Annotated in this window: 14 protein-coding genes; 6 read left to right on the top strand and 8 right to left on the bottom strand. The window is 71.8% G+C overall.

The annotated features are described in order from the left end of the window. Positions 1-8: 8 nt before the first annotated feature. Positions 9-689, top strand: a complete 681-nt coding sequence (trxA, locus tag L2K70_RS21790; protein ID WP_308195844.1) for a thioredoxin — start codon at positions 9-11, stop codon at positions 687-689. A 5-nt stretch (positions 690-694) separates the two neighbouring features. Here trxA and L2K70_RS17510 read toward each other — a convergent pair whose 3' ends face one another. Next, the gene (locus L2K70_RS17510) at positions 695-1,285 is read right to left on the bottom strand and encodes a cytochrome b/b6 domain-containing protein (protein WP_236404455.1); all 591 of its coding nucleotides are present in this window, start codon (positions 1,283-1,285) and stop codon (positions 695-697) included. A gap of 66 nt (positions 1,286-1,351) precedes the next feature. Here L2K70_RS17510 and L2K70_RS17505 point away from each other — a divergent pair, with 66 nt between their 5' ends. Next, a complete protein-coding gene (locus L2K70_RS17505; RefSeq protein ID WP_236404453.1) occupies positions 1,352-1,993 on the top strand; it encodes a sulfotransferase family 2 domain-containing protein in 642 nt (213 codons plus the stop codon). 21 nt (positions 1,994-2,014) lie between these two features. On the opposite strand, the gene L2K70_RS17500 is transcribed toward L2K70_RS17505, so the two are convergent. Next, positions 2,015-2,671, bottom strand: coding sequence for a hypothetical protein (locus L2K70_RS17500; RefSeq protein WP_236404452.1), 657 nt, complete (start codon positions 2,669-2,671; stop codon positions 2,015-2,017). Positions 2,672-2,747: 76 nt separating this feature from the next. Here L2K70_RS17500 and L2K70_RS17495 point away from each other — a divergent pair, with 76 nt between their 5' ends. Next, the gene (locus tag L2K70_RS17495) at positions 2,748-3,383 is read left to right on the top strand and encodes a sulfotransferase family 2 domain-containing protein (protein WP_236404446.1); all 636 of its coding nucleotides are present in this window, start codon (positions 2,748-2,750) and stop codon (positions 3,381-3,383) included. A 111-nt stretch (positions 3,384-3,494) separates the two neighbouring features. Here L2K70_RS17495 and L2K70_RS17490 read toward each other — a convergent pair whose 3' ends face one another. Beyond that, a complete protein-coding gene (locus L2K70_RS17490) occupies positions 3,495-4,469 on the bottom strand; it encodes a zinc metalloprotease (RefSeq protein WP_236404444.1) in 975 nt (324 codons plus the stop codon). A 135-nt stretch (positions 4,470-4,604) separates the two neighbouring features. Between L2K70_RS17490 and L2K70_RS17485 the strand changes: the two genes are divergently transcribed. Continuing rightward, on the top strand, positions 4,605-5,354 hold the full coding sequence (locus L2K70_RS17485; RefSeq protein ID WP_236404442.1) for a dienelactone hydrolase family protein: 750 nt from the start codon (positions 4,605-4,607) through the stop codon (positions 5,352-5,354). Positions 5,355-5,369: 15 nt separating this feature from the next. Here L2K70_RS17485 and L2K70_RS17480 read toward each other — a convergent pair whose 3' ends face one another. Then, on the bottom strand, positions 5,370-6,260 hold the full coding sequence (locus L2K70_RS17480) for an aminoglycoside phosphotransferase family protein (protein ID WP_236404438.1): 891 nt from the start codon (positions 6,258-6,260) through the stop codon (positions 5,370-5,372). A gap of 38 nt (positions 6,261-6,298) precedes the next feature. Between L2K70_RS17480 and L2K70_RS17475 the strand changes: the two genes are divergently transcribed. Together L2K70_RS17475 and L2K70_RS17470 are read left to right on the top strand one after the other, a co-directional pair. After that, complete coding sequence (locus tag L2K70_RS17475; RefSeq protein ID WP_236404437.1) at positions 6,299-7,585, top strand: alpha/beta hydrolase; 1,287 nt, start codon at positions 6,299-6,301, stop codon at positions 7,583-7,585. A gap of 1 nt (position 7,586) precedes the next feature. Further along, the gene (locus tag L2K70_RS17470; RefSeq protein WP_236404435.1) at positions 7,587-8,237 is read left to right on the top strand and encodes a class I SAM-dependent methyltransferase; all 651 of its coding nucleotides are present in this window, start codon (positions 7,587-7,589) and stop codon (positions 8,235-8,237) included. Here the strand turns inward: L2K70_RS17470 and L2K70_RS17465 are convergent. Genes L2K70_RS17465 through L2K70_RS17450 form a run of 4 tightly spaced genes read right to left on the bottom strand, consistent with a single transcriptional unit; the run spans position 8,199 to position 12,328 of the window. Further along, positions 8,199-9,296, bottom strand: coding sequence for a glucosidase family protein (locus L2K70_RS17465; RefSeq protein WP_236404433.1), 1,098 nt, complete (start codon positions 9,294-9,296; stop codon positions 8,199-8,201). The genes L2K70_RS17470 and L2K70_RS17465 overlap by 39 nt on opposite strands. After that, positions 9,293-10,048, bottom strand: coding sequence for a class I SAM-dependent methyltransferase (locus L2K70_RS17460; protein ID WP_236404431.1), 756 nt, complete (start codon positions 10,046-10,048; stop codon positions 9,293-9,295). Before L2K70_RS17460 ends, L2K70_RS17465 begins: the two co-directional genes overlap by 4 nt. After that, the gene (locus tag L2K70_RS17455; protein ID WP_236404424.1) at positions 10,035-11,306 is read right to left on the bottom strand and encodes a glycosyltransferase family 4 protein; all 1,272 of its coding nucleotides are present in this window, start codon (positions 11,304-11,306) and stop codon (positions 10,035-10,037) included. Before L2K70_RS17455 ends, L2K70_RS17460 begins: the two co-directional genes overlap by 14 nt. Positions 11,307-11,353: 47 nt before the next feature. Further along, positions 11,354-12,328, bottom strand: a complete 975-nt coding sequence (locus L2K70_RS17450) for an NAD(P)/FAD-dependent oxidoreductase (protein ID WP_236404421.1) — start codon at positions 12,326-12,328, stop codon at positions 11,354-11,356. Between the last annotated feature and the right edge of the window lie 8 nt (positions 12,329-12,336).

The raw sequence follows: 12,336 nt of genomic DNA, 5'->3' as shown, positions 1-12,336 counted from the left end.
TGGACGTCATGAGCACGCGTGAGCTGACCCTGGCCGACTTCGAGCAGACCGTCAGCGGTGAGGGCATCGTGCTCGTCGACTTCTGGGCGGCGTGGTGCGGTCCGTGCCGCCAGTTCGCGCCGGTCTTCGAGAAGGCGTCGGAGGACAACCCCGACATCGTCTTCGGCAAGGTCGACACCGAGGCCGAGCAGCAGCTCGCCCAGATGGCGGCGATCAGCTCCATCCCGACCCTCATGCTGTTCCGCGACGGCGTGCTGCTCTTCAACCAGGCCGGCGCCCTGCCGGCACAGGCCCTGTCCGGCGTGATCCAGCAGGCGCGCGACCTCGACATGGACGACGTACGCAAGCAGGTGGCCGCGCAGCAGGAGGCCGCCGCCAACGCCCCGCAGGACGAGGTGGGCCTCGACGACTTCGCCGCCGCGCACAGCCAGGGGGCGTACGTCGTCGACGTGCGCGAGGCCGACGAGGTGGCCGGTGGGCGCGTGCCCGGCGCCGTGCACATCCCGATGAACGAGATCCCGGCCCGCATGGCCGAGCTGCCGCAGGACCAGGCGTTCTTCGTCGTCTGCGCCGTGGGTGGGCGCAGCCGTCAGGTCGTCGACCACCTGCGTGCGCAGGGCCTCGACGCCCTCAACGTCGCGGGCGGCACGAACGGCTGGGCCCAGCGCGGCTGGCCGCTCGACCGCTGACGGCCCTACAGCATCCGGCGCAGGACCGCCGGGCGGAGGTTCGTGAACAGGTGCGCCGCCAGCGCCGCGAAGAAGGTGACGTGCGCGGCCACGTGGAGCGGCAGCCACGCGTCGTCCCCGGTGCCGAGCAGCACCAGCCCGGAGAGCGGTACGACGACGAGGAGCAGCATCAGCGCCTTCTCGGTCGCGCCGGCGAGGCGACGATCGCCCGCTGACAGGTGCTCCGACCACGGCGGCAGCCCGGCGAACCTCCGGACGACCGGGCGCAGGACGCCCAGCGCCAGCACCGAGAGGCCGAGGAACAGGTGGAGCTCGGCGAGGTCGAACCCACCGCCGAGCATGTCGTAGTCGCCGGCGCGCGCCTCGCACGCCTCCTCGAGCCGGTCGAGCCGGTCCTCGAAGGCGTCCGTGGTGTCGCCGCCGCTGAGGTCCTCCCCCGGCGGGTCGCAGTCCTCTCCCCCCTCGTCGTCGAGGTCCAGGTTGTAGCCGACGAGGAACTGGGCCGCGACCGCCGTCACCGTCAACCAGTGGACCAGCTTCTGCACCGGCCGATAGCCGCGGACAGCGTCCTCGGTGGCGGCGGTCGTCGCGGACATGCGCGCGATCGTGCCAGACGCGAGCGTCGCGACGGACCGCCCCACGGGCTGGGATAGCCTCGGCGCGTGCTCATCTCCGACGCCCAGAAGGTCCTCTTCGTCCACGTCCCCAAGACGGGCGGCGTGTCGGTCGAGGAGACCGTCAAGGAGGCCTGCGCGGACGCTCGCAAGGCGAGCAAGAAGATCGGTCGCCATGCCACGCTCGGCAAGATCCTGCGCAACGAGCCGCAGGTGATCGACTACTGGACCTTCGGCTTCGTCCGGAACCCGTGGGCGCGGATGGTGTCGTGGTACTCGATGATCGACGCCTGGAACCGGCGCCACGGCCCCGCCAGCGGGAAGCCGCAGGACGTCAAGCACGGCTCGATGCGCGACGGGAACGAGATGTGGCGCGCCGCGGCGGCGTACTCCGGGTTCGACGAGTTCGTGATGCGCGGGACCGAGGAGCTCCCCCGCGTCGGCACGCCGCAGATCTCCTACCTGCGCGCCCCGAGGTTCAACCGGGAGGTCGACTTCATCGGTCGCACCGAGAACTTCGTCGCCGACCTCCAGCGCGTCCAGGTCCACCTCGGGCTCGAGCCGAGCACGCCGGTGCACAAGAACAAGTCCAAGCACGGCACCTACCACGACTACTACACCGACGAGACGCGCCGGCGCGTCGCCGAGGTCTACGCCGAGGACATCGACCTCTTCGGCTACACCTACTGACGACTGACGACCGGCCGAGCGTTAGGACCGGGGCCGCTTCGCCAGCCTGGTGCCGCGCGCGCCGGACCACTCGCCTGTGTCGGCAAGCCGGTGCCACACGTCGTACTCCGGGGCGAACCAGGCCTCCAGCCGCTTCCTCGTCGCACCACTGAGGTGCCCGCGTTCCGCCGAGGACACGTTGCGACGCTCGAACTCCAGCGGCGCGCCGACGCGCTCGCCGAACCACGCGGACCACACCTCGGGTCGGTCGACGCTGAAGATCCGGTCGACCGCGACAGCCCCCTGCGCGCGGATGAACTTCGCCGGCCGCCCGGCCGGGACCGGCGCCTCGTCGTCGCCCGAGACGTAGCGCAGTGCAAACTCCTCGAAGTCCATGTCGGCGGTCGAGTGACGGCTCCCGTCGCGGGCGCGGTAGCGCCACCACGACTCCAGCCAACCGATCGGCTCGCGGAACATCGTGACCAGCTCGTAGGACTCGCGGGGGTGCCCGTCGGCGGCTAGCTGCTCCATCCGCGTGTGGACGAAGCCGCGGGCCGGCAGGTGCTTCTGCGCCGGCGGTGAGCCGACCACCTCGGTGGCGTACGGCGTCAGCGTCCGCTCGAGGGCCGTGCTCGCGGTCTTCGGCAGGGCGAGGAGCACGAAGTCGCGCCCGGGGCCGAGTCCGAGGAACGTCATCACGGGCCGATCATCGCACCGAGGCGATGGGCGCACGGCTGGCGCCGCCTGCCACCCGTGCGTGGGTTAGCCTCGCGCCGTGCTGATCTCCGACGCCCGGCGCGCGCTCTTCGTGCACGTGCCCAAGACCGGCGGCGTCTCGGTCGGCGTGGCCTTCGAGCGCTGCTGCCCGGACGCCCGCAGCAAGACGCCCGGCGTGAAGCCGCCGCTCGGCCGGCACGCACCGTACGAGCGGATCCTGCGCGCCGAGCCGCAGGTGGCCGACTACTGGTCGTTCGCCTTCGTGCGCAACCCGTGGGCGCGGATGGTGTCGTGGTGGTCGATGATCCAGGACTGGGACCGCGAGTGGGGACCGTCGAGCGGCCGACCGCCCGGCGAGAAGATGCAGGGCAACGACATGTGGCGCGCCGCGGCGGCCTACTCCGGCTTCGAGGAGTTCGTGCTGCGCGGCACCGAGGAGCTCCCGCGGGTCGGCCGACCGCAGGTCGACTACCTGCGCGCCGGCGACCGCGAGGTCGACTTCGTCGGCCGCACCGAGACGTTCGGCGAGGACCTCCAGGAGGTCGAGCGACGCCTCGGCGGCGAGCCCACCCGGGTGCCGCACCGCAACAAGTCGCCCCACGGCAGCTATCGCGACTACTACTCGGCCGCGTCCCGCGACCGGGTGGGCGAGGTCTACGAGGCCGACTGCGAGGCCTTCGGCTACACGTTCTGACGCCCACCGACGGTCGAGGAAGTCGCGTTGACGACCGTCACGAGACCAGGTCTCGTCACGGGACTCCGTCACTCCTCGACCGACGGTGGATGGTCCACGTCGTCCGAGCGGTCAGCTCGCGCGGTACTGCGTCCACGCGTCGCTCATGCGCGCGGCCTGGCCCGGGGTGAACTGGTACATGCAGGAGTCCTGCGTGTAGTCCATGTAGTTGTGGATCGGGTCCGTGCCGGGCTGCTTGAGGCACGAGTCGGTCGAGTCGGGCGGGCAGTTGAACTGCGGGAACGCCTCGGCCGGGGTGTCGGACACCTGGTCGCCCTGGCCGGTGCAGCCGCCCTGGAACGTGTGGTAGAGCGCCAGCCAGTGGCCGACCTCGTGGGGCAGCGTGTCGCCCTCGGAGTAGATGCCGGCCGTGCCGCCTGGCATCGACTCGTCGAGGATCACCACGCCGTCGTTGGTGTCCAGGCTCTTCTTCGGGAAGGTCGCCCACCCGAGCAGGTCGTCGCCGATGTTGGCGGTCCACACGTTGAGCGTGTTCTTGCCGCCGACACGGGTCGCGGCCTTCATCTCCTTCTCGACGCCGCCGGGGACGACGCCGTACCAGGCGTCGTTGTAGGAGAAGTCGATGGCCTGGAGGGCGAACGTGAAGGGTGTCGGAGCGGAGGCGCCCGGGGACCTCTTGCCGGCCGCGCGACCGGCGTAGGCCTCGTTGAGCACGGCGACCTGGTTGTTGACGAGTGTCGTCAGGCGCGTCTCGGCGGCGCTGATCCCGTTCGCCTCCTCGGCGGCCGGCAGCACGACGTGGAAGTACGTCGGGACGGTGACGGACCCGCTCGCGAGGGTCGCGGCGTTGGTGAGGTTGGCGTACTCCTCGCCGGTGCCCTTGAAGGGCGCCGGCTCGGCCTTCTTCGAGCCCTTGCGGACGCGGGCGTTGGCCGCGGCGTCGGAGTGGGAGTCGGCGCACGCCTGGGCGCCGGGCGAGGACGCCACGGCGGTGGCGGGGACGGCCGCGGTGGCGGAGAGGGTCGTGGCGGCCAGCGCCATCGAGCCTGCCACCACGAGGCCGCGCAGGGGACGGGAGTGTGACATCCGAGGATCACCTGTTCTGTGTGGATGAGGGACCGGAGCAACGTAACCGCGGAGTCGGTAAAAGAGATAGACCCCCAGGTGTCCAGGCTGGACACCCTCTTCCCACAGGTCGCGGCCGCTGGAAGATTTCCACCCGTGGACGCACTCGACGGCTGGACCCGCTCCGAGCACACCGACGACGTCGCGGGGAGGCCGACCACCCACCCGGTGTGGCGGCGCGGCTCGGGCCCGGGGGTGATCGTCATCCACGAGATGCCGGGTCTCACCACGGGCGTGATCGCCTTCGGCCAGGAGCTGGTGGACGCGGGCTACACCGTGCTGCTCCCCCACCTGTTCGGCCCCGTCGGCCGGCCGTTCGGCAACGCCGACGTGGCCCGCACGTTCCCGAAGGTCTGCGTCAGCCGCGAGTTCACGAAGTGGGCCACCGGCGTCACGACGCCGGTCGCCGGGTGGCTGCGCTCGCTGGCCCGCGAGCTGCACGCCGAGCTCGGCGGCCCGGGCGTCGGCGCGCTCGGCATGTGCTTCACCGGCGGGTTCGCGCTGGCGATGATGGTCGACGAGTCGACCGTCGCGCCCGTGGTCTGCCAGCCCAGCGCGCCCTTCATCGGGCCGCCCGGTCGCGCCGCGGACCTCAACCTCTCCCCCGCCGACGCGGACGTCGTACGGCGCCGGGCGCGCGAGGGTTGTGCGGTCCTGGGCGTGCAGTACGCGTCCGACCCGCTGCCGGGAACCCGCTTCGACACCCTCGCCGAGCTGATCGGCGACGCCTTCATCCGCGTCGATCTCGAGGGCAAGGGCCACTCCACCGTCACCGAGCAGCGCTCCCAGCAGGCTGTCGACGCCGTGCTGAAGTTCTTCGGCGAGCGGCTGCACGCCACGGCGTGAGCCGACCTCGCTCGGTCAGTCCATCGAGGCGAGCAGGCGCCTGAGGGTGGCGAGGGAGCGCTCGGCGATCCAGGGTGTGGTGTCGCGGTAGTAGGTCAGCGCGCTGATCGAGGGGGCGAGCGCGAAGCCGCGGGCTCGTCGGTAGGCCGCCTCGTCGAGGCCGACCTCCGAGCGGTAGAGGTCGGCGACCTCCCCCGGCAGGTAGCCCCACATCGCGTTGAGCTCGACCGCCGGGTCGCCGCGACCGGCGGCACCCCAGTCGATCACCGCGGCCAGCCGGCCGTCACGGACCAGCAGGTTGCCCTCGTGGAGGTCGCCGTGGAACCAGCGCGGCTCGCCGTCGTACGCCGGAGCGGCGAGGGCGTCCTCCCAGAGGGCCAGCACGGCGTCGAGGTCGACGAGCGACGGATCGGCCCGTGGTGCCCACTCCCGCACCCAGTCGTCGTGTGCGGCGAGCGGCGACCCTCGTCCCGCCGTCTTCGCCGGGCCGTCCATGCCGGGCACCGCGCGGCAGGCACGGACGAACGCGGCGAGCGACACCGCCCACTCCTCCGGGTCGAACGTGTCCGGCGTCGGCGTCTCGCCCTCGATCCACGGGACGACCGTCCACTGCCACGGGTAGCCGTGCCCGGGCTCGCCCAGCGCCAGTGGCGCGGGGACGGGCAGCGGCAGGTGCTCGGCCAGGCGGGGCAGCCACTCGTGCTCGAAGGCGACCGTCTCGGCAGGGCCGGGCATCCGCGGCATCCGGACGAGGAGGTCGTCCCCGAGGCGGAACAGCTGGTTGTCCGTCCCTGCGGGGGGCAGCCGGACCAGCGGCAGCGAGGCCCACTCGGGCAGCTGGTCGGCCAGCAGGTGGCGGACGGTCTCGTCGGCGACGAGGACCTCGTCGGCATGCATCCCGGTCATCGCCGAGGACACTAGTACTGGTCAGTAATGTGGGTCGCGTGAGTTTCCTGCGTCGCCAGACCGTCCTCGCCGCTCTCGTCGCCAACGCCGTGCGGCCTCCGAAGGGTCGCCGCGCCGGCGTCCCCGCGTTCTTCGCGGGCTGGATGCTCACCGAGACCGCACCCCAGGTGCTCGCGCTGACGGCCGTGGACATCGCGACCCACCTCACCCGGGGTCGCCGACAGGGACGCGCCGCCACCGCCGGGCTTGCGCTGGCCGGAGCGAGCGCGCTCGGGCTCGCCCGGATGGTGCAGCAGAGCGCGAAGGTGGCCGACCGCTTCGAGGACGCGCTCGTGGAGGGCCTCGGCGTCGACTACGTCGAGCAGCTCGACCAGGCGCCCGACCCGGCTGACCTCGCGACGCCGTGGCGGCGCCTGGCGCGGCCGTTCAGCTTCAAGGACGAGGGCGTCCGGGTCATCCGCGACGTCGCCTACAGCGACGCGGGACGCCGCGGGCACCTCGACATCTACCTCCCGGCCGCCGAGGACGCGATCGAGGACGCCCCGGTCCTGCTCCAGGTGCACGGCGGCGCCTGGGTGCTCGGCGACAAGGAGCACCAGGGCCGGCCGCTGATGAACCAGATGGCCGCCAAGGGCTGGGTGTGCGTCGCCATCAACTACCGGCTGTCGCCCCGCGACCCGTGGCCGGCCCACATCGTCGACGTCAAGCGTGCGATCGCGTGGATCAAGGACAACATCGCCGATTACGGCGGCGACCCCGACTACCTCGCGATCACCGGCGGCTCCGCCGGCGGGCACCTCACGGCGCTCGCCGCCCTGACCCCGGGCGACCCGGACTTCCAACCCGGCTTCGAGGACGCGGACACCAGCGTCCAGGCAGCCGTCCCGTTCTACGGCATCTACGACTTCGCCGGCTCGACGGGGCTGACCAACGCGATCGGGATGCGCGACTACTTCCTCGGCCCGCGGGTCATGCAGACGACGTGGGACGACGCGCCCGAGGTCTACGAGGCGGCCTCGCCGATCCTGCGGATCACGCCCGACGCACCGGACTTCTTCGTCATCCACGGCGAGGTCGACACGCTCGTCGCCGTCGAGCAGGCCCGTCTCTTCGTCGCCGCGCTCCGTCGTACGTCGCAGAGGTCCGTCGTCTTCGCCGAGCTGCCCGGCACCCACCACGCCTTCGACGTCTTCCACTCCATCCGCAGCGGCGCCGCCGTCCACGCGGTGGACCGCTACCTGACCTGGCACTGGAACACGTGGCGCCACGGGCTCGAGGCCGACAGCGGCGTGGAGCCCGAGGAGCTCCGGGGCGAGAGCGCCTGAGATGAGCATGCCGGAGGACCTGCTCGCCCGTGCCCGCGCGGCGAAGGGGTTCATGCCCGAGGACGAGGGCGAGCTGCTGCACGAGTGGGCGCGCGAGCGGCTGCCGCACGGTCCCGCCCTCGAGGTCGGCACCTACTGCGGCAAGTCGGCGATCTGGCTCGGCGCTGCCGCACGGGAGGTCGGCGGGGCGGTGTTCACGGTCGACCACCACCGCGGCTCGGAGGAGAACCAGGCCGGCTGGGAGCACCACGACGACACGCTCGTCGACCACGACCTCGGGGTGATGGACACGCTGCCCACGTTCCGGCGGACCATCCACGACGCGGGGCTCGAGGAGCACGTCGTGGCCATCGTCGGCAGGTCCGAGACGGTCGGCACGTGGTGGCGCACGCCGCTCTCCCTGCTCTTCATCGACGGCGGGCACGGCGTCGAGCCGGCGCGCACCGACTTCCGCACCTGGCCGCGGTGGGTCGCGGCCGGTGGCATGCTCGTCATCCACGACGTCTTCCCCGACCCGGCCGACGGCGGACGGCCGCCCTACGAGGACATCTACCTGCCCGCCCTGGCCAGCGGCGCCTTCACCGAGGTGGAGGCCGTCGGGTCGATGCGGGTGCTACGCCGTACGGCGGGCGAGGCCGGCGACGCGCTCTGACGAGCAGCCGCACTCCAGCCCGATCTCGGCGAAGTCGGGCGCGAAGGTCGTGCCACGCATGATGTCGGCGCCGGCCGTGCCGTCGGTCAGGGCGTCGACGGCGAGGATCACGGCCGCGGCGGTGTAGGTGGTCTGCTCGCCCGGCCAGTTGACGCCCACCTCGTCGACCTCCGTGGGGAACACGTAGCCGGTCCAGTAGGAGCCGTCGTCGGTGCGCAGGTGCTGCATGTCGGCCAGCAGCTGCTCGGCGCGCTCGCGGTCGCCGATGGCCTCGAGCGCCAGCACCAGCTCGCAGGTCTCCGCTCCGGTCACCCACGGGTTGGTCGACACGCAACGGATCCCGAGACCCGGTACGACGAACGTGTCCCACCGCTCGGCGAAGAGCTCACGCGCAGCATCCCCGCGGACGGCGCCGCCGAGGACCGGGTAGTACCAGTCCATCGAGAAGGTCGACTTGTCCAGGAACAGGTCGCGGTGCTCGCGCAGCGCGTGGCCGAGGCGTCCGCCGGCGAGCTCCCACCCGGGCTGCGGCTCCCCGACCAGCTCGGCCAGTGCCACACCCGCACGCAGCGAGTGGTGGATGCTCGAGGAGCCGGCGAGCAGTGCCTCCTCGTTGACCGAGGCGGGGGCGCCGTCGTGCCACTCCTGCGACCACGCGATGCCACCGAAGGGCAGCTGCAGCGACACGACCCAGTCGAGCGCGCGCCGCACGGTCGGCCACATGAGCCGGACGAAGGCCTCGTCGCGCGCGACCAGCCAGTGGTGCCAGGTGGCGACGGCGACGTACGCCGACATGTTGGACTCGCCGGACTGGTCCTCGACCTCGCCGGCGACGATCTTCATCGGCCACGAGCCGTCGGCCCGCTGCGTCTGGCGGGCCCACGCGAAGGCGTGCTCGGCGGCGTCCCGGCGACCACCGACCACCAGGCCCATCGCGGACTCGAGGTGGTTCCACACGTCCGTGTGCTCGCCGGCCGACCACGGGATCGCACCGGACGGCTCCTGCACGGCCTCGATCGACGCGGCGGTCTGCTCGACCTGCGCGCGGGTCAGCGTCACGGCCGACCGACCTCCGGCTTGCGGAAGTAGAGCACCAGGCTCTTGCCGATCAGCGGGTCGAGCACCTTGCCGGCGTACTGCAGCGCCTTGGGGTTCTTCATGATCTCCCAGACCAGGAGCTTGTGGTACGCCTTGGCGAGCGGGTGGTCGTCGTTGGTGACGCCGACCGCGCACTTGATCCACCAGTAGGGCGTGTGGAGGCCGTGGGCGTGGTCCCTGCCGGTGAAGACCATGGCGTCGCCGGGGGTGCCGTCGTTGGGCCGGCCCGACTTGGTGACCTTGTCGATGAGCTCCTCGGCCGTGTAGATGCGGATGTGACCGCCCTCGGCGTTGTGGTAGTCGTCGGACAGCTTCCAGTTGACGATCTCGGGCAGCCACCGCGGCACCGAGATCGCGAGGGTGCCGCCGGGTCGCAGCACCCGCACGAGCTCCTTGATGGCGTCGACGTCGGCGTGGATGTGCTCGAGCACCTCGGCGGCGACGACGCGGTCGAACTCGCCGTCGGCGAAGGGCAGCGCGAGCGCGTCACCCTCCTTGACGTCCGCCTCGGCTCCGGCGGGCACCTCGCCCGCCTCGCGCATCGCGGCGAACCACTCGCGCACGGTCGCGAGCTCGTCCGCGTCCTGGTCGAAGGCGATGACGTCGGCACCGCGCTTGTACATCTCGAACGCGTGCCGGCCGGCACCGCAGCCCATGTCGAGCACGCGGTCGCCCGGGCGCAGCCCGAGCCGGTCGAAGTCAACGGTCAGCACGGCGGCTCTCCTGCTCGCTCTCGAAATCCTGCTCGAAGTCCCTGATCGTCTCCTCGTAGGCCGCGGCGGTGGCCTCGGCCACGGCCCGCCAGCTGAAGAGCTCCTCGACGCGGGCGCGGCCCGCCGCACCCATCGCCGTACGGCGCTCGGGGTCGTCGAGCAGCGCACCGATCGCCGACACCAGCTCACCGACGTCGCCCGGGGTCACCAGGTCGGCGCAGACGCCGTCGTCGCCGACGACCTCCGGGATCGCACCGGCGCGGGACACCACGAGCGGGGTGGCGCACGCCATCAGCTCGGCCGTCGGGAGCGAGAAGCCCTCGTAGAGCGACGGGACGCACCCCACCTCGGCCGAGCCCATCACCTCGACGAGCTCGGCGTCGCTCACGCCGTTGACGAACGACACCTTGTTGGCGATGCCGAGCTGGTCGATGAGCTGCTCGGTGCGTCCGCCCGGTTCGGGGCGGGTGACCAGGACGAGCGAGACGTCGCGCTCCACGCTGAGCTTGGCGAAGGCCTCGAGGAGCGTCGCAATGCCCTTGAGCGGGGCGTCCGCGCTGGCCATGGCGAGGATCCGGCCGGGCACGCGCGGGGCGGTCGGGGGCGCAAACACGTCGTCGACGCCGAGGAGGATCGTCTGCACCCGCTGAGGGTCGACGCCGAAGTCGCGTGCGACGTCGCGGCGCGACGACTCGGAGGGCGTGAGCACCTTCCGCAGCCGCTTGGCGACCTTGGTCTGCATCCGCAGGAAGCCGTACCACCGGCGCAGCGCGAGCCGCTTGCGCCGGGTGGGAGCCGTCTGGAGGTCGATCTGCCGGTCCATCGTGATCGGGTGGTGGATCGTCGCGATCACCGGGAGCCCGAGGTCCTCGAGCTCGAGGATGCCGTGAGCGAGCACCTGGTTGTCGTGGGCGATGTCGAAGTCCCCGGCGCGGTCCTTCATCAGGCGCGCGACGCGCGCAGCGAAGGTCTTCGGCTCGGGGAACCCGGCCGTGCACATGGTGAGGAACTCCTCGACGTCGATCAGGTCGCGGAACTCGCGCAGGTGCGGCACCCGGAACGGGTCGGGCTCGCGGTAGAGGTCGAGGCTCGGCACCTTGGTGAGGACGACACCCTCGTCGAGGTCCGGGTAGGGCTGGCCGGAGAACACCTCGACCTCGTGCCCGAGGCGTACGAGCTCGCGACTGAGGTGCCGGACGTAGACGCCCTGGCCGCCGCAGTGCGGCTTGCTCCGGTAGGACAGCAGGGCGATGCGCACGGGGACATTATGCCTACTCGTCGGTAGGCGCAGACCGCCCGAGGGGGTCACCCCTCGCTGGAGTGCCCGGGGAAGACGTGCGCGGTCGGGTCGATCGCGACGGCCGCGTTGTTGACCGCGGTCGCGGCCTCGCCGAAGCCGACAGCGATCAGCCGCACCTTGCCGGGGTAGTCGGTGATGTCGCCGGCCGCGAAGACGCGCGGCAGGTTGGTGCGCATCGAGGAGTCGACGACCACGTGCCGCTTGGACGTCTCCAGCCCCCACTGCTGGATGGCGCCGAGGTCGGCGATGAAGCCGAGCGCGGCCACCAGCGCCTGCGCCTCGACCACCCGCGGCTGCTCCTCGCCGTCGACGCTGATCTCCACCTCCTCGAGGTGGGGGTCGCCACGCAGCTCGGTCACCTGGGCGTTGGTGATGATCTCGACGCTCGAGTCCTTGACCGCCGCGACCGTCCGCTCGTGCGCCCGGAAGGCGTCGCGGCGGTGCACCAGCGTCACCGAGGCCGCGACCGGCTCGAGGTGCTGCGCCCAGTCGAAGGCGCTGTCCCCTCCCCCGACGATGACGACGTCCTTGCCCGCGTAGGGCGCGAAGCTGGGCACGAAGAACTCCATGCCTCGCCCGACCCAGCCGTCGCCGGCCGGCAGCGGGCGGGGGCTGAACTTGCCGATGCCGGAGGTGATCAGCACCGCGCCCGCGGTGACGCGGGTGCCGTCGTCGAGCGTGACCACCACGTCGTCCTCATGGTGCTCGAGCGTGGTCGCGGTGCGGTCGAGGATGTACGTCGGGTTCGCCGAGGCCGCCTGCTCGACGAGCCCCTCGACGAGGTCGCGGCCCTTGACGCTGGGGAAGCCGGCGACGTCGAGGATCGCCTTCTCGGGGTACATCGCGGTGATCTGGCCGCCGAGCTCGGGCAGGGAGTCCACCACCGCCACGCTCATCCCGCGGAACCCGGCGTAGTAGGCGGAGTAGAGCCCGGTGGGGCCGGCTCCGATGATGAGCAGGTCCGTCGTCACGTCGTCCACGCCGCGAT

This window comes from Nocardioides potassii, from assembly GCF_021648885.1.
In the GTDB taxonomy this organism is placed as follows: Bacteria; Actinomycetota; Actinomycetes; order Propionibacteriales; family Nocardioidaceae; genus Nocardioides; species Nocardioides potassii.
Note: the sequence above shows the minus strand (reverse complement) of the source record. Positions and strands in the feature narration are given on the sequence as shown.